This window comes from Bacillus sp. JK106, from assembly GCF_053663355.1.
Genome location: NZ_JBSJQC010000001.1, coordinates 120,649 through 140,778, shown reverse-complemented (window position 1 = coordinate 140,778; position 20,130 = coordinate 120,649). Strand labels below are relative to the sequence as shown.

At 40.6% G+C, this 20,130-nt stretch carries 24 protein-coding genes; 8 read left to right on the top strand and 16 right to left on the bottom strand.

The window, feature by feature from the left end:
• Positions 1-753 precede the first annotated feature (753 nt).
• From ACWJJS_RS00740 to ACWJJS_RS00730, 3 genes are read left to right on the top strand one after another with little or no spacing between them, the layout of a single operon-like run.
• Complete coding sequence (locus ACWJJS_RS00740; protein WP_070082620.1) at positions 754-1,299, top strand: RNA polymerase sigma factor; 546 nt, start codon at positions 754-756, stop codon at positions 1,297-1,299.
• Positions 1,296-1,586 carry a hypothetical protein gene (locus ACWJJS_RS00735; RefSeq protein WP_070082621.1) on the top strand — a complete coding sequence of 97 codons (291 nt, stop codon included), beginning with the start codon at positions 1,296-1,298 and terminating at the stop codon, positions 1,584-1,586. Before ACWJJS_RS00740 ends, ACWJJS_RS00735 begins: the two co-directional genes overlap by 4 nt.
• Positions 1,587-1,592: 6 nt before the next feature.
• The gene (locus ACWJJS_RS00730; RefSeq protein ID WP_070082622.1) at positions 1,593-2,219 is read left to right on the top strand and encodes a hypothetical protein; all 627 of its coding nucleotides are present in this window, start codon (positions 1,593-1,595) and stop codon (positions 2,217-2,219) included.
• 37 nt (positions 2,220-2,256) lie between these two features.
• Here ACWJJS_RS00730 and ACWJJS_RS00725 read toward each other — a convergent pair whose 3' ends face one another.
• From ACWJJS_RS00725 to ACWJJS_RS00665, 13 genes are all read right to left on the bottom strand, one after another.
• Positions 2,257-3,138 (bottom strand): thiopeptide-type bacteriocin biosynthesis protein, encoded by an 882-nt coding sequence (locus ACWJJS_RS00725; protein WP_070082623.1) that lies wholly within the window; start codon positions 3,136-3,138, stop codon positions 2,257-2,259.
• Positions 3,135-5,675, bottom strand: a complete 2,541-nt coding sequence (locus tag ACWJJS_RS00720) for a lantibiotic dehydratase (protein ID WP_070082624.1) — start codon at positions 5,673-5,675, stop codon at positions 3,135-3,137. Before ACWJJS_RS00720 ends, ACWJJS_RS00725 begins: the two co-directional genes overlap by 4 nt.
• Positions 5,676-5,677: 2 nt before the next feature.
• Complete coding sequence (locus ACWJJS_RS00715; RefSeq protein ID WP_070082625.1) at positions 5,678-6,802, bottom strand: M50 family metallopeptidase; 1,125 nt, start codon at positions 6,800-6,802, stop codon at positions 5,678-5,680.
• A 97-nt stretch (positions 6,803-6,899) separates the two neighbouring features.
• The gene (locus ACWJJS_RS00710) at positions 6,900-7,073 is read right to left on the bottom strand and encodes a thiocillin family RiPP (protein WP_109955210.1); all 174 of its coding nucleotides are present in this window, start codon (positions 7,071-7,073) and stop codon (positions 6,900-6,902) included.
• Between the two features lie 55 nt (positions 7,074-7,128).
• The gene (locus tag ACWJJS_RS00705; RefSeq protein WP_109955211.1) at positions 7,129-7,296 is read right to left on the bottom strand and encodes a thiocillin family RiPP; all 168 of its coding nucleotides are present in this window, start codon (positions 7,294-7,296) and stop codon (positions 7,129-7,131) included.
• Positions 7,297-7,315: 19 nt separating this feature from the next.
• Entirely contained in the window at positions 7,316-7,474 is a 159-nt protein-coding gene (locus tag ACWJJS_RS00700) for a thiocillin family RiPP (protein WP_109955212.1), read from the bottom strand.
• 19 nt (positions 7,475-7,493) lie between these two features.
• Entirely contained in the window at positions 7,494-7,652 is a 159-nt protein-coding gene (locus ACWJJS_RS00695; protein ID WP_454023227.1) for a thiocillin family RiPP, read from the bottom strand.
• Positions 7,653-7,780: 128 nt separating this feature from the next.
• The gene (locus ACWJJS_RS00690; RefSeq protein ID WP_109955214.1) at positions 7,781-7,939 is read right to left on the bottom strand and encodes a thiocillin family RiPP; all 159 of its coding nucleotides are present in this window, start codon (positions 7,937-7,939) and stop codon (positions 7,781-7,783) included.
• A gap of 42 nt (positions 7,940-7,981) precedes the next feature.
• Complete coding sequence (locus ACWJJS_RS00685; protein WP_109955215.1) at positions 7,982-8,152, bottom strand: thiocillin family RiPP; 171 nt, start codon at positions 8,150-8,152, stop codon at positions 7,982-7,984.
• Between the two features lie 43 nt (positions 8,153-8,195).
• Positions 8,196-8,924 (bottom strand): nitroreductase family protein, encoded by a 729-nt coding sequence (locus ACWJJS_RS00680; protein ID WP_236823012.1) that lies wholly within the window; start codon positions 8,922-8,924, stop codon positions 8,196-8,198.
• Complete coding sequence (locus tag ACWJJS_RS00675) at positions 8,918-10,630, bottom strand: nitroreductase family protein (protein WP_109955216.1); 1,713 nt, start codon at positions 10,628-10,630, stop codon at positions 8,918-8,920. Before ACWJJS_RS00675 ends, ACWJJS_RS00680 begins: the two co-directional genes overlap by 7 nt.
• A gap of 1 nt (position 10,631) precedes the next feature.
• A complete protein-coding gene (locus tag ACWJJS_RS00670; RefSeq protein WP_079898235.1) occupies positions 10,632-11,288 on the bottom strand; it encodes a TOMM precursor leader peptide-binding protein in 657 nt (218 codons plus the stop codon).
• 24 nt (positions 11,289-11,312) lie between these two features.
• On the bottom strand, positions 11,313-12,623 hold the full coding sequence (locus ACWJJS_RS00665; protein WP_070082626.1) for a YcaO-like family protein: 1,311 nt from the start codon (positions 12,621-12,623) through the stop codon (positions 11,313-11,315).
• A 275-nt stretch (positions 12,624-12,898) separates the two neighbouring features.
• Here ACWJJS_RS00665 and ACWJJS_RS00660 point away from each other — a divergent pair, with 275 nt between their 5' ends.
• From ACWJJS_RS00660 to ACWJJS_RS00650, 3 genes are read left to right on the top strand one after another with little or no spacing between them, the layout of a single operon-like run.
• Positions 12,899-13,156, top strand: a complete 258-nt coding sequence (locus ACWJJS_RS00660) for a winged helix-turn-helix domain-containing protein (RefSeq protein WP_236823035.1) — start codon at positions 12,899-12,901, stop codon at positions 13,154-13,156.
• 20 nt (positions 13,157-13,176) lie between these two features.
• Positions 13,177-14,118, top strand: coding sequence for an ABC transporter ATP-binding protein (locus ACWJJS_RS00655; protein ID WP_070082627.1), 942 nt, complete (start codon positions 13,177-13,179; stop codon positions 14,116-14,118).
• Positions 14,115-14,867 (top strand): ABC transporter permease, encoded by a 753-nt coding sequence (locus tag ACWJJS_RS00650; RefSeq protein WP_070082628.1) that lies wholly within the window; start codon positions 14,115-14,117, stop codon positions 14,865-14,867. The genes ACWJJS_RS00655 and ACWJJS_RS00650 overlap by 4 nt, the downstream gene beginning before the upstream one ends.
• 346 nt (positions 14,868-15,213) lie before the next feature.
• On the opposite strand, the gene ACWJJS_RS00645 is transcribed toward ACWJJS_RS00650, so the two are convergent.
• Entirely contained in the window at positions 15,214-16,371 is a 1,158-nt protein-coding gene (locus tag ACWJJS_RS00645) for a TetR/AcrR family transcriptional regulator (RefSeq protein ID WP_070082629.1), read from the bottom strand.
• 141 nt (positions 16,372-16,512) lie between these two features.
• Here ACWJJS_RS00645 and ACWJJS_RS00640 point away from each other — a divergent pair, with 141 nt between their 5' ends.
• Positions 16,513-17,850 carry an aldehyde dehydrogenase family protein gene (locus ACWJJS_RS00640; RefSeq protein ID WP_070082630.1) on the top strand — a complete coding sequence of 446 codons (1,338 nt, stop codon included), beginning with the start codon at positions 16,513-16,515 and terminating at the stop codon, positions 17,848-17,850.
• Positions 17,851-17,881: 31 nt separating this feature from the next.
• On the opposite strand, the gene ACWJJS_RS00635 is transcribed toward ACWJJS_RS00640, so the two are convergent.
• Positions 17,882-19,102 (bottom strand): outer membrane protein assembly factor BamB family protein, encoded by a 1,221-nt coding sequence (locus ACWJJS_RS00635; protein WP_088005523.1) that lies wholly within the window; start codon positions 19,100-19,102, stop codon positions 17,882-17,884.
• 130 nt (positions 19,103-19,232) lie between these two features.
• Entirely contained in the window at positions 19,233-19,652 is a 420-nt protein-coding gene (locus ACWJJS_RS00630) for a DUF5391 family protein (protein WP_454023226.1), read from the bottom strand.
• Positions 19,653-19,794: 142 nt separating this feature from the next.
• Between ACWJJS_RS00630 and ACWJJS_RS00625 the strand changes: the two genes are divergently transcribed.
• Positions 19,795-20,106 carry an ArsR/SmtB family transcription factor gene (locus tag ACWJJS_RS00625; protein ID WP_015240918.1) on the top strand — a complete coding sequence of 104 codons (312 nt, stop codon included), beginning with the start codon at positions 19,795-19,797 and terminating at the stop codon, positions 20,104-20,106.
• Positions 20,107-20,130 lie beyond the last annotated feature (24 nt).

Here is a 20,130-nt window from a genome sequence, read left to right as displayed (position 1 = left end):
AAAGACCGAAAAGAGGCGTATGTCCCAGTGATTTTTTCACTCTCTTTTTATTCAAGCACAAAATTAACATCAATAAGTATTAATCATCTAAAATACCATTTAATTCATTTGAGAAATTAAATAACAATAACTTTATTGTAAGAATAACGAGTTCCTCTTATTAAAGAAAATACAATTTTTCTACTAGTTATATCCTGTACTTCGACAATTAAACATCTCCTTATATTGCAGAAAGGCTAACCAAAAGTTAAAGATTACATTACTGACAATGTGCCTTTTATCACAACCATAGTTTTTAATGGCTAAACCTTTCACTGCTGATTGATTTCAACACTTTCCCTATCTGCTTTTAAAATAAATAATATAGACATAGATAAAAATTTCCTTTTAAAATTACGTACTCTGAATTTCTTTTATAATATATAGAATATCCTTCTTCAGCTATTAAACTTTAAACAATAATCCTTTGTTCAAGAACAAGACCAGCGTTTCTGTTGAGCAACGAAACGGACTGTCTTATTAGCATTATTCATATTTTTTAAATATTTTGTTAATTATTCTCTGCAGTCCTACTTGACTTCTGTTTTTGATTCAGAATCCTTTTTGGCTAAGTTAAAAGAATAACTACTAAGCCCTCCGCATATAGGCATTGCTTTTGAGCAAATACTCAATCGAAAACTAAATCATTATTTATTTGAACCCTTAACAATTAGCCTTCGTATATAATACTGAAACCAAGTTTTGAGGTGAAGCATGAATATTCTTTCTGATGAAGAATTGATGGAAAAAGTGAAGCAAAAGAATATTGAAGCTTACAATCAGCTTTATACCCGCCACGCTCACAAGACATATCGGTTTATTTTTCTCTATATTCGCCAAAAGCAGGCGGCTGAAGACATTCTGCAAGAAACCTTTATCCGAGTTCATGTAAAAAGCTGCAGTTACAATAGGGCAAAATCAAGCTTCCGGACATGGCTTCATCAAATCGCACATCGATTATGCATTGATTATTACCGGAAGCACTCTAAGGAAAAGTGGCAGAAAATGCCACATGAATATTGGGAGGCTGCATGCGGATCAGAGGAAAATAGGATACAGGATAAATTACTTCTTCAGCAGTATTTGGGACAGCTGCAGGATAAAGAACGTTCTATACTTATCCTGGCTTATTATCAAGGGTTTACAGGCAGAGAAATATCCGAGATTCTTAACATCCCAGAAGGAACGGTTAAATCTAAACTTCATTATTCACTAAAAAAATTAAACAAACAGCTGAAAAAGGAGTTGAGTGATGAATGAAGGATCACGAAGATGAAATACAAAGAATGATAAACAACATGCACCACCAAATGCCGGAGCTGGATGCATTGTTACGCCAGTCAATTGAGCTTCCGGAAAACGCAGTCAAACCGCCTAAGCCGCCGGTCACCTGGTTTGACCGACTCAGCCATTGGCTCACCTATCCAAGCTGGCAGCTGCCTGACTTACTTTCTTTACGTTCGTTTTCTCAAATATTCGTTGCTTTTCCTGTTGTTCTTGGAAGTGTGGCAGCACAAATTCTTTTTTTCTTATTAATAGGAAGGTGATGAGAAGTGACAATCGGTACAATTCTCGGACTGATTAATGGAAGTGTTGCCCTTGTTGTGGGTTTAACGGGCGGTATCATTGGTTCAGCGTTTAACAAACGTATTCTAGATAGCATTAAAGCAGATTCATTTCCAAAAGATCCAAAAACCAAATATACCCTTATAGCAAAACATTGCGGTTTTTTGGGAAAATGGAGCCGTTATGACAGTTATAATCTGTCTGTCTTTTGTATAGGAATGCTATTTCTTGCCGGAGCAGCCGTTTTGGCCGTCATGAGATTTGAAAGGAGCGAGATGCCATTTCAAGATATTCTTCAACTCGCTTTCTTAGTAAATGCACTCAGTTGGATTACAATATCATCTATATTAATGATAGGTAGATTTATCCAATTGATGCACATCTACCAATATGGTCTTCGACAGGAAGAAAAAATGCACATTTCCCATCAGTCTAAAAAAGACGTTGAGGGAAAAAAAACCAGGTATTGGATTGTAGTAGCTGTAGCAACCGTTATTTTTATTGGGGGGGGCCTTTCACTTCTCAAACTCCCAATATTTTTCTTAATCCTGACGGCTTGTTACCTAGTGTTTATGGTGATTTTTAATACGTTGTATAGAAAAAAACATCAATAAAAGAACTCCAGCCCGTTCGGCTGAAGTTCTTTTATTTTTAAGCTTTAAATTCTGTCAAAGGTGCTTGTTCAAGCAAAGCACCGAGATAAGCTTCCTCAATTGGCCATACTCCTAAACGATTATTCATCATGTGAATATAGTGGAAGGCAAGGTGAGAAGAAGAAAGTTTTATTTTTTTGGTTGTTTTTATGTTCCTAAAAGCAAGATCAAGCGTGCTTCGATAACCTTCTATTAAATTTTTGACTAGGGAATCCGATGAAGTTTTTGTTACTACACGAGAGATCACATCAACTCTTTTTTTCGCAGCAGTCTTCAAGTTTATTTTGTAAGAATTGTCTTCTGAATAATCTGCACCGCTCCAATAATGAAGCATTTTTTCCCAGAGCACCATCTTCTCTGTATCTGAAAGGCTTGCTTGCTCGGCTGTAATTTTCATTAATAAAAGAGCAAGATCAAAGCGGTCATTATCAGAAAAATATGCATGATCGAAAAACGATATAGCAAGTTCACTTGAAGATTCAAAGATTGTCTCTGCAATTTCTACTCCTAAATGGCCGCCATATTTTTCATACTCAGGCTCATAATCTTCCTGCTGAAAACACGTTTCAAATTCAGATGAGTCCATCTTAACAGGAAGCAAACGTTTCATCTTCGGAAGCGGTTGATCTGCTATTTTCGAGAGTTTGCCTTGGATCAAACCTTCAATTATACCTTCTGCTTCTGCTACATCTTTGTCATTCACAAGACAGCGCAATCGAATATGTGGGCCTTGCAAATCTACATAACGTATAAAAAACCACTTATGAACTTGAACATTGTTCCTTAGCTTTTGAATGGCTGGAGTCACAATGTTTGTAATAATACTCTCTAGGTAGTCGGTCTTAGAGATATAAATACTGTAAAACACCCATTTCTTCATTTTAAGACTCCTTTCTGATTCTCTAAAATAATATCCTTGCTATTTGTGTTCGGCCACTTAAATAGCGACATGTATTCTGACGCAATCACTTGACCCTCTTCATTCTTTAACCAGTGCTGGTATCTGTTAGGTAGAGCCTCTGTAAACGTTACAGATAAAAGATCATGCTCGGCGGCAGCTGTTGATATGGCCGCTTCTATAGAATGATAACTATTGAAATTCATGTAAATTGGCTTTCTTTGTTTTGAGTTTAGTGAAATACCCACTCTTTCTCCTAACAGGAAGCCTTCATCCGGAAGACCATATCTTTTTTGAAATGTTTTCAATCGTAAATAATAGGCATATTCACTTTCGCTTTTTTCTTTATGAGGGAATAAAAAGGCAGGGATTCTCCACCTAGCCCTTCGATAAACAATTCTCCCTTCTTGGATTCGATCATGAAACTCCACTTCTTCAGGGGGAGGGGACGCTGAAAATAACGGTGATGAGACCCAATTACCTTTGAAGGCATTAATCCACGGCATCATAATCGTAAACAAGTGTGACATCGGTCCCTGCACCATATGTTGGGGGACGGCACCGAAATACATCGGTGCGATCGGACATCCTTCTTTATCTACAAATGTCAGTATTCCTGGTTCTTCATGGATCAGGCACAATTCATTCAGCTGCAGATCATTGCTATCAATCATAGGGTTTTCACCTGGCCATCTTAAGGATGTTGATAAGATACCCGGATCCGTTTGCAAATTACTGAAGTCTGCTATCATTGGAAAATGGACTATCTTCGCTTCAGAATTCAATGAATGAGTCCAATTTCTCATCAATTCGCCTAAATTACTCTGTTCTTCTTTAAACATAGACTGAAACCTCAGCAATAGGCCAAGTCCTGAGTTAATTTGATTGATGATGAGTCGGTAATCCCCTGCTGAAATGTCTTCTTCACTGCCGTGATTGGACGCCAATTGGTAAAACACAGTTGCGATTGGCGGAGCGGAACTGGCACTGTACGGGGCAAACACCCTTGATTCTTCAAGTCTTTCAGCGGTTCTCTTATCTTTCCGTAATGCGTTTTTTATTAATCGAGGTCTGTCTTTTCTCTGTTCAAACTGAAATAAAAACTCTTGAATGTTATCACACACTCCGCCTTTACCGTAAGATGAAACGAAATGTTCGCATAATAGGTCGTACAGGTGCGTACGAAATTGATAATTTCTCAGCTTATTAGAAATTTTTTCTAAATCACACTTTACATATTCGCCTAAAGGTGGATGGATTTCAGAAAGTTTTACGTTTTCGTAAACCAATTTTTCATTTTGAAGACTTTTAGGTTTATTGTTAGTTATTTCTTGAAATGCTTTTTTAGCGAGCTGGATAATCATTTGGTGATACCGCAGTCTTTCTTTGGCCTCACTTAGTGATAATGTGTCAAGACAACTTTGCATCCATTTAACAATACGCGCTAATCGCCTTGCTTTTTTCACCTCAATACTCTTTAACATCTCATATAAATCTAATAATGGCTGTTCTGACTTTCTTGAAAACGGGATAACAGGTTTAATCCACTGGGCAACTATTAGATCATTGAATTTGAAAGGAGTATTACTAATAAGTTCTTTTATTTTACTATAACTTCCCGATTCGATTGATTTAACTATATTAATTTGTTTAGTAGTTACAGATTCACAAATCAATTGATCGTTTCTCCAGGCAAATCCATTCAGTATGACATAAGAGCTTTTTATCAACTGAATGTGCTCCTGATCTATTACTCTGAGAGATATATTTTTTTCATAGGTCAAAAATTGGGACAACTCTGGATGGAGAGCCATTTCAAAGATAAGCTCAGTGCAAATTGATTTAGAAATGCTGCAAAAGGAAGTTTTCTGACTACTAGGTACAGACATTTCTTCTGAAGAAAATGATGATAGTCCAAGCTTCGTGAAAGTACTAAATGGGCTTGTTTTAACGGTGATTCTTCCTAAATAAGCCATACTTGAACGAGCGTACTGTTTATGCGGCCGCCATAGCTTGATTTTATATTTGTTATACGAGGCTAAATATTTTGGATTGGCCAATGCCATTCCTTTTTGCCATTCTTTATCCTCCATCTCTTTTGCCAGTTGCTTACTAGCTTCTTTTATTTCTTCTTCAAAAGCACGTTTCGCCAATTCCATAGTTTTACTTCTATCGCAAGTTGAGGTATACCAGTGCATCAATAAGTTATAATCAGCGTAAGAAAGTCTATTTTTCAGCATTACTTGATGTTCAGCAGAAATGTTAACAGCACGCATATTATAAATATCTCGTTTTAACTTTAGAAGAAACCGAAGGAAATTTGTCTCATCATCTTTGATACGAGATATTAATTTGTAGAGAATATCGTTTAATGGTTCTTTTATATTTTCGATTGTTCTATCTAAACTGATAATATTCTCAATATATTTTGCTGAACTCTCAGTATCCGTACATTGTAAGCTTTTAATACTGCCTCCGGCCGCTCGCACCAAAACAAATGGCGCTATATTGTTCGTCATGACTAGCCCCCCGTATATCTAATTATTAAGAATAATAAAAATCCAAATAAACATGTTACATACAACAGGGAAACACAGGAATATATAATGTAAACTAATTTTCGCTTTATAGTGATATTGTATAAATAAGCAGGTAATTTTCTAAACGTTATAACATGGAGAAAATACAGAAATGCTCTTTTTCTTAGTGATATTTCCCCTACTCCAGCCTCCACTGCATGATATCCGTCTGTAGGCAGCAATAAGTTCAAATTGCTAAAAACTAAGCATAATTGAATGGTGGAAATAGAGTGGGCTGTGTCGCTTATTGGACCTTGTGGGTCCAACATAGCAACGGCTGCCCACATGCCGCTTGCAAGTATATCGTAATAAGGACCGGCTATCGCAATATGGATTCGGCCTTTTTTACTTTTTAACCGATATGTATCTGTCCGATCAACATATGCAACAGGGATAAAATAATATAAAAGCGCTATTCCAGCTTCCCTGATCGTTATCCCGTATGCCTTTGTTACAATGGCATGAGCTATTTCATGCAGAGCGAGATGGAGGATCATAATTATGGCCACCCATCCCCATTGAACTGTTGTCCAATTAAGCTGTATACCCTCTGTTATTTGAAGAAAAATAACAGAGGTAATTGCGCTTAATAAGAGTAGGTAAATCAAGATAGATTGAATTTTTTTCGGAATAGTTTTATAGATTTGAAGCGCCGTATCCGTCTGATTATTCAAAGATTTAGCCAAAGGAAGCCGCAGCATTGGTTTATTGGCAATACGACGTACTTTCCGCTTTATTAGATGCTCAGGAAGCGCTTTTATATTCAACACATTTGCTGTTCTTAAGGAGGAAAAAAACATGTAAACAATCTCTGGAAAATTCGCGTACATTGAATACTTATCATCTAATTTATTAATAATATCTTGTCCCGTATTATATCCGTCCATTAAGTCTAAAATTTCTAAGCTGACTTTAGATAGCCGTATGTACTTTCCATACTGCCGGTCATAAAGCATAGGTTCTTCATTTGCTCCTATAATCAATTCAATATCTTCATTTAAGTAAAGCGGATTAACCAAAAGCTCTTCATCACAACAGCATTGAACTTTAACCTGGCTGTTATCCATATTTAACTCCTTTAATTAGGATACATTTACGGTATAATGAATAAGATAAGTAAGGACTTGCGCCTGCTCCTAACAGGCGCCCGTCCCTAATGGCTGATCATCCGTAACTGCTTGCTGATGCAGCCGTTGACGCTGACGTTGCCGGACATGACGCTGTGGTAAAGCTAGAAGCCGTGCTGTATGTTGAGGCCGCTACTACTAAGTCTACTTGCTCCGGCAGCTCTTCTGCATACAAGTCTAAAGTTTGAATTGTCGTATCTTTTTGTGTCATGTTAACACCCTTTCATTTTATTTTAGAAATACTCTCAATATTGAAACATATTAATTTATCCGTAGGTACTAACTGATGTAGCCGATGCAGCTGATGATCCCGGACATGACGCTGTACTGACTGAAGAAGTGCTGCTGAATGAAGCCGCAACTACCGCTAAGTCTACTTGCTCCGGCAGCTCTTCTGCAAAGAGCTCAAGCTCATTGATTGTATCATTCTTCATAATTTTCCCTCCTTTTTCATCATCCGCTGATGGACGAGACAGTACCAACTGATGCAGGGCAAGAAGCCGTAGCTGCTGTACCAAGGGTGCTGAATGAAGGTGTGACAACTGCTAAATCCACTTGTTCCGGCAACTCTTCTGCAAAGAGCTCAAGCTCATTGATTGTATCATTCTTCATAATTTTCCCTCCTTTTTCATCATCCGCTGATGGACGAGACAGTACCAACTGATGCAGGGCAAGAAGCCGTAGCTGCTGTACCAAGGGTGCTGAATGAAGGTGTGACAACTGCTAAATCCACTTGTTCCGGCAACTCTTCTGCATAAAGTTCAAGCTCATCAATTTTAATCATTTCCATTTTCATATTCCTCCTTATTTATCTACATAAAAAATAGTGATTTCAATTATTTTAGAAAATAAAGTTCTATCTACTGTGCTAATAATTGGTTCTGTCATTTGATACTAGTTCGATCTTGTCTTCTCTCTTTATCCGCCATAAGACGAGATGGTGCCCCCCGAAGAAACCGATGAAATGGCACATCCGGCTGTGCCAAATGTAGCAGTGGTTGTAAATCCAGCCAAAGATTGAATTTCTGTTAATTCCTCTGCATAAAGCTCAAGCTCTAATTCTTTTTGTTGCTCCATTCTCCATTCCCTCCCTGATTTATTGATAATAAATTACGAATTTTAACCTGAAAGCGACGATGCTGTACCTGCTGTGCCTGCTGTACTTCCAGGACATGAAGCACTTCCAACAGTGGTCGCGCAACCCCATGTAGATAACGGTCCGAATGAAAAGTCCATTTTGTTTTCAAGCTCTTCTGCAAATAATTCTAACTCTGCTTTTTTCTCCTCCATATATATCACCTCCTTTCAATTAAAAAATGTTATTACTGACCTCCTAAGTTATCGGCTTCCCAAATGAAAAGGCACACAGTTGGCTACGCCGGATACCGTCAATGGGAGTGTTCTCTTTTAAAGGCCGGGGAAGTGCACCAGCAAAAATAGTCCCTGAAAGTCCCAAAGTGAGTGCTGCAAGCCAAGCATTATGAGCCGCCGCCCCTCCGCGCACCAAAAGATGCCGATATCCATGACTTCCATATTGTTCCAAAGAACGGCTCATCGTCCCATTAACAATTACTATTACTGGAGCATACATAAATTCCCTTTGCAGAAACCAATTTTCCGCATTATTTTGTTCTGGAATAGTGCCTGTAGGATATAAAGAATGATTAGCAGCACAGTAATCATAAAAACACGGACAATCAAGACCCTGAACTCGCCAAGCCATAACAGATAAAGTAATATCAATTCCTTCATTAATATTTCGGAACCAATTCATCTCATCTTCTTGTTTGGATGCAGATAAAATAGTACCGAGATCTTCTAAAGCTATAGCAGCGCCGTTATAATCACGAGTTGCCGTTCTGTTTTGTAATACATTATAAAGACCTATCTTTTCTTCCTTATTCGGTTTAGGTAGAGGTAACATAGAGTCTTTCGTGTTTGCTTCGGTCCTTATCTCTCGGTATGATTGGTTGCTGTAACTATCAAACCGCAATTGATTTGTTTCATCTATTAATTGGTCTATTAGTTGAAAAGGTTCAAAAGAAGGCACTGCAATCACCATCCATTATCAATTCCGGCTAACATAGTAACCGGTTCTTTTTTTGTATCCGTACCTAGATAATCAATGAGCCGTTGCTCATCCCATCGATCAAAGACTTTAATGTTTAACCCAAGCCCATTTGAAACAGCTTTCATTTGTGACAAAGCAGCGCCGGCATCTAAGTGAATGACTTTATAAGCAAAACCATTGTATTTACTGGCAACCCTTTCATAAGCCCCCGTAAAAATAACAAGAGCCTTTGGAAGCAATTCTTCTGGCAGACCTGTTATATGAGTTATCTGTTGCTTGATATCTTTCTCAGTCATGTCCGGTCCAATTTTCACCAATGAATTATCTGGGTATTGATAGAAGTAGCAATTCGGAGTGAGTCCTTTTACCGATAAGGCTAAAATATAAATCTGGCATGATCCTAGGTTGCCTCCAGATGGTGCCCATCTCTGCACTTTTCCAGGATGTTCAGAAGATTCTCTTAATCCCCCACTCATTAACAGTAATTGTGTAATTGCTTGTATATTTAGTTCTTTTAAGCAAATCCTTTCTATATTATTATTCAAAAAACTTCCTTTAGGCTTTGGAAGACAATCTTTTTGCGGGAGTGCTGTTAGCTCTGATGACGGATAGCTTTTGGACTCATTGGTTAAAAAAAGATTCTTGGGGCTATAGTGAACTTGGTGACTTTTTGGATTAATGAGATGCTTTGATGGAAAGGCTATGCTTTGATCAAATTTCAATGCAGGATGAAGTTCGCCTTGGCAATCATTTATTGTACAATTCTCGGAACTTGAATAAACTTTCTTACTAATACAGGACCAATCATCAAACTTAAATGTGACATACTCACTTCCTGTGGCGGAAGGAGCAAGTCTGGTAATAAAATAAGCAATTTCAACAGCACTGTAGTACTCCCACATTTCAATATGTTCTCTGCTCGGTACGCCGGCAGATTGATCATGTTGTACCGTCTTTTTATAGTCTTGATAGGAAGCTGTTTCATTTTTTTCGAAATAGGGTCCCAACACACCACAGCTTTTTCTTACCTGTGTTAAAATCCATGGTATTTGCTGCTCGCTGCATTTTTGATCTAAATCAAGCAGGCAGGTATGATCCAGTGGTTTTGAACAAAAAACAATCACATTTGTTGCTTGGTCAATTTTCCAATCATAAGAAAGCTGCTCTAACCTTACTTGCGTTGCGCCCATAAAAAAAAGTTCATCTTGCAGTATGCTTCCATATTCCGAATCAGTAAGCAGCAAAATATCGGCATTTCTCAATCTATTCAATCCTTCAGCTGCGCTTCTGTTTACTCTTGTTGAGTCTGTGCTGCGCTGAAAGAATTGAAGTATTTCTGAGTCAAAACAACTAAGGTCAACACCCGTGTCACCCTCCGCATCATCAAGAAGGCCGCGCATAAGAAGTAACGAAAGGATATTAATAACATCCCGCGGAGAATATTGATCAAATTCATTCAGTATATCTTCAACAGAATATGAACCGTTTAAAAATGGCAGCAATGCCGGCAAAAATTGAGATACTGCACTTCCTTTAAGAACTTGTAAGCTTTCAGCACCGTGAAAAAGAAGAGAATCCTCATTTGGAATAATTTCCAGGCTCCCAATTATACGAGGCCTCTTCGGTAAATTGAAATTCGGATCAGAATAGGCAGCATGTCCGACATGCTGTGCCGACATCATAGAAGGATTATTCATTTTATAAACGCCCCTCTCTTCGTTCACCTAACAAAGGTTGAAGGCTTTCGAAAAGCTTATCTACACTTCTGCTTTTCTCTGAGCGCTTTAAGCCACACCGCGGACATCCATGAACGCCAATAGTATTTGATCGAAAAGAGTCTCTTGTCAGCACATTGGTCTGCCACATGGAGCCTGCTAAAGATTCACCATCCTCCATTGACTTTAAAACTATAGAGACAAAGGCTGCCGACCAGCCTGCAAAACTTCTTAAGTAACCTTTAGGTCCAGCCTCCGGATGCTTAGCATAATGATCATCTATCTTTTTCAAATACTCAGGGACAGGTGAGTGTTGTAATAACCGGGCATGAAAACAGTGAAAACATGGACCTTTACCCGGAATAATAAGCGGGCCAATTCTGAGGTAAGGATGTTCCATTATAATTGGAAGCCATGGTTCTTTCCATTGAAAGAATAGTCGGTCCAATTGCTTTGAAATGCACGCAGAAGGTCTCCACGCAGCAAAGACATGTAAACGCGCTGATGGGAATTGATCCGAAGGCAAAATATGAAAATTTTCATTTAATGCTGTTACCTTTGTATCTTGATGTCTCTTGATAAATTGTTTAGAAATTTCTTCTCCAAAACTTCCAGTAGTAATCAAATGAATAGGTTTCAATGTTGAATGCCACTCCTTCCTTTATTAGGCAAATGGTTGGGGCCATGAATTTATCTCATTCTCAGGCTTTACATGATAGCCCATTGCCTTTGTTCCCTCATATAATCGCGGATGCCCTAAAAAACGACAGCGATAGCTAAAAGACAGCGGCTGAAGTCCTGGAATGATAACTCGAACAACTCGCATTCCGGAGCGAAGCGCTTCATCAGTTGTTAAATCAACCGCGAAAGCTTCTAAACCTTTCTCTTCAAGACGTTTTAAAAGAAATAGTAAATTATCTTCATCACGTTCTTGTTCAAGATTACGCATTTCCGAAAGATTCACTTGATTAGGAGAATTAACTAAAAAGTCGTATGCAGACAATCGTTCTTGTTTCCCCATATAGGTTGCGCCATGAAAGACACTAAAGAAATCGTCGATTTTACTTGGTTGCTGACGTTCTGCCATCATAGCAATTCTTGAAGAAGCAGCCTCTCTCATGACTTTTTTAATAGCGGTGTGAGGGTTCAAATGAGTTGCGCACATAATTAAAGCCGCAAGTTTCTTGTTGTGTGGAGACAACTGTAAAGAATAAATAGTCGGGATACCAAGGTCGGTTGTACCATTAAAAATATATTGTATAATATTTCCGTTTTTGTTTGTGCGGTTTAAAAATTCGTCCATCTCCTGATCTGGTGATTGATCAAATACAATATGAGGTAAGGGTAATTGTTGATACCATGTTATAGAAATAGCATCTCTTTCAATAACTTCACATATTGCGTTGACCAGTGCTTTCTCATATGAGGTATGAGCGGCGCACCCCGTTGAGATGGGAAGCCAGAAACGTTCGCCTTGGCTCATGGCCGGTAGGTGCAGATATGTCATAATAGCTGGAATCCACATTTCTTTTTGAGTATGAAGAGACAATCCTTTTACCCATCTTAGAGGGGAATCAGCTAGTGGTTTATGTACCGGGCAACGCGGATGTGAAAGTTCAGATTCCGAGCAAACAGGAACGGATTTGAGATCTAAAGCGCTTGCCCCCAACTCTTTAGCAGTTGACCAAATAAACTGATCTTCACTATAAACACAACTGGAATATCGCTCCAGGCCTTCAGCGATTGCTTTTATTCGACTTTCTTTTTCGTCAAGTGAGCCTCCTGCCCCATCCATATCGCCTGATATTGACCTTCCTTTGTTTAGCCGTTTTATATGTGGAAGTGCCTGAGAAATATCTCCTGTTGAAGCCACTTGAATCGGGAAATCTGGTTCGCCATGATAGGTCGGGAGAGCTGATACTCTGCTTATAAACCCTCCTAAAGGCTGTACTAATGATTCCATTAATTGATCCATAAACTAACCTCCATTTCAAAAAAATGTAGAAAAACAGTTTGTGAGTACATTATAGTAAAAATTCCCACTATGATCTATGTCGAAAAACTTAATATCCATTAAGATTCCTGTGTATATTTAACTATTTTATAAAAAATTCCTTTTATTTGAACTATTCCATATGTGGAATCGTATAAGGTTATGGACTTATTTAATTCAAAAAAGGAGGGATTTTGATCATTAAGCAGCAAAAATTGCTACTTGTGGGTGATTGGTGGTTAGACTCTGATCGGGAAATGCTGGTAAGCGAGACATCCACCAGGCCGCTTTCCAGAATTCAATTTCGATTATTGTATTATTTAGCTCTTCATAGCAACAAACCTGTTTCCAAAGCCACCCTTATCAAATATGCTTGGGGTGAAGAGCATTTCGCCTCAAAAAACAATTTGTATGTGTATATTAATCAAATTAGGAAACTAGTGGAGCGGGACACAAAGAGGCCCAAACATATTTTATGTTTGAGAAAAAAAGGATATATTCTGTATCCACATTAAACAAAGGAGTGTGGCGATACATGAAACAAAGCGAGCCCATTATCGTAGATAATTTGCATAAATCTTATGATACTCATAGTGTGATAAAAGGTGTTTCATTTAAACTGAAAAAAGGAGAAGTTTTTGGGCTCCTTGGCCCAAATGGCGCTGGTAAAACCACAATTTTAGAGTCGATTATTGGTTTAAGAAAGCCAACCCACGGTGAAGTTTCAGTTATGGGATATAATCCTCTAAAACATCCAGAGAAAATTAACTCTATTATAGGTGTCCAGCCTCAGGAAACAAGCTTGTTTCCTTATTTAAAAACAGGTGAAACATTGAAACTATTTTCTTCCTTATACCAGAAAGCCAGACCGCCTGAGGAAATCCTAAAGCTTGTGGGTCTAGATGACATGATAAGTAAGCCAATCCGAAAATTATCCGGAGGGCAAAAGAAACGGCTGCTGATCAGTATTTCTCTCATTTCTGATCCGGAAATCTTATTCTTAGATGAACCTACTTCCTCACTGGACCCCTATTCACGACGACAAATCTGGGATATTATTCAGTCTCTCAAGAATGAAGGAAAAAGTGTTTTTTTGACAACACATTCTATGGAAGAAGCCTACACACAATGCGACCGTATCGCCATATTAAATAATGGTCAGTTTGCGGCAATTGGCTCGCCTATAGAATTGATTCAGACATATTGCCCTCAACAGCGTCTATTTTTAAAATACGCCGGAGAAAAAGTTGTAGCCCAGCTTAAAAATATACCTGATATTAAAAAATCTAACATTCAAACATTACCCTCCGGCTACGAGCTTGAAATTGTAGCAGAACCCATTACAAAGAAAGTCATTTCTTCTGTAATGACCCAAATTGATGCTGAATGGTCAAATATTCGGATTGAACAAGGAACGCTCGAAGATGTATTTTTGAAACTAACGGGTAAGAATATACGAGAGGGGGTTTTGATTTGATAAACAAAAAAGCTTTTTTGGCATTATTATCGATGAATATTAAGGAATTAGTGAGAAACCCTCTTACTTTCTTTATGGTTCTAGCTTTTCCCTTTCTATTTTTGGTCATGTTTTGGGTTATATCCAGTGCTACTGGAACAGGTATTGATCTATTTGAATTTATTGTTCCAGGTATCATTGTAATGGCATTCTTTACCCTAGCGATCAACGGTACGTCCACCCCTATTATCCAGATGAGGGATCAAGGTACATTACGTTTGATTGGTCTAACGGAAACATCAAAGCTAACATTTGTGCTATCTCAAATTAGCGCTCGTTTTTTGATAGCCGCTTTTCAATTACTCTGTTTGCTTAGTGCCGCTTATTTTAACGGGATGCTTCTTGCAAAAAATATTCCTCAGATAATCTTAGTTTCTCTGATCGGCCTTCTCATGCTTTTTGCACTTGGCTATACTATTGGCAGCTTGCCGCTTACTATTGAAGCAGTAAATGGTTTGTCAGGCGGGATGCTGGCTCCATTACTTATCGTTAGTGGATTAATTATACCGATGAGCATGTTACCTTCTTGGCTTTCAATGATTTCGAAATTTATTCCACTAACGTACTTTGGCGAATTGCTTAGATTTTACTTGAACGGTGATCCCCCTTCTATTGGTGTGATGACAAGTTATCTCATTCTGGTTTGCTCCACTTTACTGCTTGCATCTGTAGCTGTTCGTTTGTTTAGGTGGGACCATACTCGTGCTTGAATAACTTGTACTATTAATACTATAACTATACAAAAAGACGACTCGTTTTAAACTAAGTCGTCTTTTGTAATATTGAAGAATGTTCATTTGATAGTTACCATATCTTATTAGCTCATAGCTAACTATCGAATACAGACAAATTGAACTTTCCACTTAGTCCTTCGGTGTTAACGCACATAAATTATTCACTTTCTTTCAATCAACCTTCACTCTCTTCATTTCTTTCTGTATATCCATTGTATTAACAATAAGAATAACCAGAAAGCGAATGATATGACAATCTCGCAAGTGAATTTTACAGTATTGTCACTTACAAAAAATTGATTAGACTATATTCCAAGCTCCCTCACAGCAAAATCACCCGATACTTCTTCACATCCAAAAACTGCAGAAACTCCCGGGCCAGCATATCCGGCGCGTGGTCTTTTCCTTCATGAAGACGATATTGAATCAGGCCGACGAGCATGGACGCGACATAGTATGCATAGAGCTTTTTGCCCGCCTGAATGTGCAGAGGCTGATGAAGATAAAACGATTGCAGCGCTCTGAACATTTCCGGGATGACGTCAGGCACTTCGGAACCCTCTCTCAGAAAATGAACGAGCGGAAGGCCGTCCGACAGTGCCGAAAAGAGACGGACGAGCGCGGCTTCCGCTTCTTCCACGGAGCAGTCGGCAGGGTCTCCTTTTACCGTCAATAATCCGATCAGATCCCGGCATGATTGATGGATGATCGTTTTCAGCAATGCTTCTTTGTTGGCGTAATGGTCATAAAAAGTGGCACGGCGGAGGTTGCTTTGACGGGCAATATCGGAAATCGTAATCGCCGCGTACTCTTTTTTTTCCGCCATTAAGCCGATCATGGCTTCTTGCAAGGCCTGCCTCGTTCGGATCACCCGGCGGTCGGCGGGCTTTTTTTCTTCTTGTTCCGGCACCCGGCGGCCAAACAGCCAGTAAAACCGTTTTTGAGAAATCAAATCCCACACCTGTCCGCTGATTTCTTCCGGGGATGCCCCGGGCTCCTCATTCAGCCAGTACAACACAATGGCATACGTGTATAACGCGCGGTAATGAATGTACATATCCTGTTCAGTCGGTGAGAAATCCGCATTGACCGGTGACAGCAGCACATCATGCCGGAACACATCTTTTAAAAAAGCATGAAAGTGAAAATACGGCATTTTATGACGGTCCATCATCGTTTGAAAAAACACCCGATGCCGGTCAACAAAAGACAGTGTCGGATGCACTTTTTGCCATCCGCCCTGTAAATGAAGCACATCTTTATTCTTCAGCGAATCATACAGCGCTTCGCTCAGCCCGTCTTTCATTTCTTCCTCTATATCCTCTAAAATCGCATATTTATCTTCGTAATAAAGGTACAGTGTCCCCCGGCTCACGTGCGCCCGTCCGGCGATGTCCTTCATGGTCACACGGCGGATATCCCGCTCTCCAAGCATGGCCAAAAGCGCTTGTTTGATGTCATTTGTCACAGAATCCGGCATAAGAGACACTCCTTTCATTAGACAGATCACGGCAATTTGTACGGTAACGTATAGATGCGTTTACGCTGTCTTTGCCGCAAAATCACATCACATTATAATAGGCCCTGAAGAAACAAAAAAGCAACCAGAGGAGGAAGACCGATGGATCAGCATATAAAAGCAGACATCAAACGCGTCTTTGCGCTTCAGAAAAAAAATCAAAAAACGCTGCGTGCTTCAACAGCCGGGCAGCGCAGAGAAAAGCTTCAGCGCTTTTTAGATGCCGTCACCGCACATGAAGAAGAAATCATCGAGGCGATCAGACGGGACGTCCGCAAGCCTTATCATGAGGTGAAAAGAGCGGAAACGCAGGGAACGATCAAGGCGATTAAAGATAATATGAACAATCTCGACACCTGGATGGCGCCGAAACGCGTCGGCTCATCCGTCAGCCCCGGCGCTGACGGCGTATTAATGTACGAGCCAAAAGGCCTTACCTTAATTCTCGGCCCATGGAATTATCCGTTTATGCTGACGATGGCTCCGCTTGCGGCTGCCATTGCGGCCGGCAACAGCGCGATTGTGAAGCTGTCCGATTTTACGATGGAGACGAGCCATATCGCCGCGACAGTTATTCGCGAGGCATTTCACGAAGAAGAAGTCGCCATTTTTGAAGGTGAGGTCGATGTCGCGACAGAACTGCTCGACCAGCCGTTTGACCACATTTTCTTCACCGGAAGCACGAATGTCGGTAAAATCGTCATGACGGCAGCGGCGAAGCATTTGTCGTCCGTCACGCTTGAGCTTGGCGGAAAGAGCCCGACGATCATCGACAGCGGCTATGATTTGATGGACGCGGCGAAAAAAATCGCCGTCGGCAAATTTGTCAATGCAGGGCAAACATGTATCGCTCCTGACTATCTTCTTATGAAGGAAGATGTACAGGACACCTTTACAGATCTTCTCCAGACCATTGTCAATGCAGGTTTTATGGAGGATGATCATACGGTTGACCGCAACAAATTCACGCAGATTGTCAACGACCGCAACTTTAACCGTGTCAAAGCTCTGTATGATGATGCCATTGAAAAAGGGGCGAAAACGGCGTTCGGCGGTGTATTTGATGCGCATGACCGCACGATTTCTCCGACCGTGCTGACAAACGTCACGCCTGATATGAAGATCATGCAGGAAGAAATCTTCGCACCGATTCTGCCGATTATGAATTACGAAGATATCAGTGAAGCCATTGATTACATCACTGAACGGGACAAGCCGCTTGCCTTGTATGTATTCAGCCATAATCAGGAGCTGATCGATTATGTTCTGCAGCATACGACGTCCGGCAATGCTTCTGTCAATGATGTCGTCGTCCATTTCACTGACGTCAACCTTCCGTTCGGCGGTGTCAATACGAGCGGGATCGGTTCATATCACGGTGTGTACGGCTTTAAAGAATTCTCTCATGAAAAAGGCGTATTCATTCAAGCCTCTAAATAAAAAAGAATCCGCGTGCGCGGATTCTTTTTTATTATTTTTTTGCCCCGAATGCGAGCAGTTTCGTATAAGTGCCGACATAAAGCGTGCCGTCTTCAGCCAGAACCGGGGAGGAAATGACATTGCTGTCTGTTTGATAGCGCCATTTTTCATTACCGTCAGCGTCAACCGCATAGACGTTTTTATCGTCAGAACCGAAGTACACATTGCCGTCCGCATCAATCAGCGGCGCCGTTCTCACAGGCCCGTCCGTATAGAAAGACCAGTTCATATTACCGGTTTTGCTGATGGAAAACAGCTCGCCGCTTCCCGAACCGATATACACATTGCCGTTATGGTCGATCGCTAATGAAGAGCTGGAGAAACCGTTTAACGGGAACGTCCACTTTACAGCACCCGTTGATGTATAGGCGTATAAGTTGCCGTCCTGGTTTCCGGCGTAAACGGTGCCGTCTCTATCAATAACCGGATAACCTTTAAACCCGTTGGACGTCGTTTTTGACCATTTCACTTGGCCCGTTCCGGAATTGATCGCGTAAAAGATATTATTATACGTTGCCGTATACAGAGTGCCGTTTGATGCTAACACGGGAGCGGAGCCGACCACGCCGTTTGTTTTAAACTTCCACTTCTGCGTCCATGTCGAAGGCGACGTCGGTTTAATCGCATAGATATAGTTATCCAGCGTCGACACATACAGCGTGCCGTCAGAGCCGATAGCCGCATCGGAACTCGGCGCTCCGCTCAGCGGAACCGATGTTAAAATATTTCCGGTTTCTTTGTCGATGAAATACAGTTTTTTATCGTGAGAAGGAAGATAAATGACACCGTTTGTTCCGAGCACCGGAGTCAGCGTATAGGTCGTCCCGAGGTTTTCCGTCACCCATTTCACAGTACCGTCCGGATGATACGCCGTCAGCTTCCCGTCCTTTGATTGAATAAATACGGTGCCGTCCCCGTCAACCGCGGCTCCCGCGCCGTTTTGAGGGGTGGCCGGAACATTCTTTTCCCATTTTAACGCGCCATCGGCAGTGCTTGTAAACCGGCTTTCCCTTGACCAGTTGAACATCGTCGGAGACATCGCCTGCGCGTCATACCGTCCCGCCAAGAAACCGGATGCCGCATGATTTTGTTTAAATACCGTTTCCGCGGCTTGAGCAGCGGCCGGATGCAGCCATTTTGCCCCCGGCAGATCAGAAACCGCCCCCACAGATAAAGCCGCAGCAACCGCAGCGCCGGCCGCCAATGTTTTCATTCGCAATGAAGCTGTCTTTTTTTTCAATGTCAGTTCCTCCCGTTTCTATTAAAAACTGCTATACCGCTTTCATCATACCATAATCATCCTATGAAATATTTGTATTTTCGGTAGATTTATAGAACAAATGTCACATAGCCTGCTGATGCTTCGGGGAGGATCGAAACGCGGCAATATACCACACCACATTGACGATGAAAGCCGCGCCTGACCAAACGAAAAGGCCGTAATAAAGAGACAGCTCCTGCCCTAAGGAAATTGCGGTCAATAACGCCACCAACAAGACAGCCGCGCAAATGATAAGCCCGATTCCGCAAAAAACGGCCATGATGATTTTCATGCCACGAACACCGAGAATATACATAATGAGCGGGACCGCATATATAACAAGGATCTGACCGATGGCGGCCCACATGCCCGCGGAATTAAAACGATTCGCGTTCGGCCCCGTTTCTGCAAGCGGAGAAAGCGATACGAGGACCGGCAATAAACAAAACATCAGAGCGGAAAGCAAGGTCACCGCAACCGCACCTTTTTTCTTTTGATTCATGTGAATATCCTCCTGACAATAACCCGGCTTTTTTACCGGTAATCTGATAATATGTTATATTTTAGCACGATATTTAGTTATTTTGAGAATGTTTTGTTAAAAACGAATTTACAAATCCAGAAAAATAGATATAATAAACGTTATGGAACCGATATTGATTCATAAAGCGTTATCTAACAAAACACGAAGTGATATTATGACGTGGCTTAAACACCCGGAAGACCATTTTGATGAAAGGCCTTATCTTGAGCAGGGACTCAGTTTCCGCACCGGAATTTGCGTCGGTGATATTCAGGCAAAGTCGGGGCTTGCGCAGTCCGTCATCTCCAGCTACCTGCTGACCATGCAAAAAGCCGGCCTGCTGGAATCCGAACGAATCGGAAAATGGACCTATTACAGAAGAAATGAAAAACAAATTAAAGCCTTTGCTGACTATGTCCAGCACCAGCTATAACCATGAAAGGAGGGCTTTTTTTGT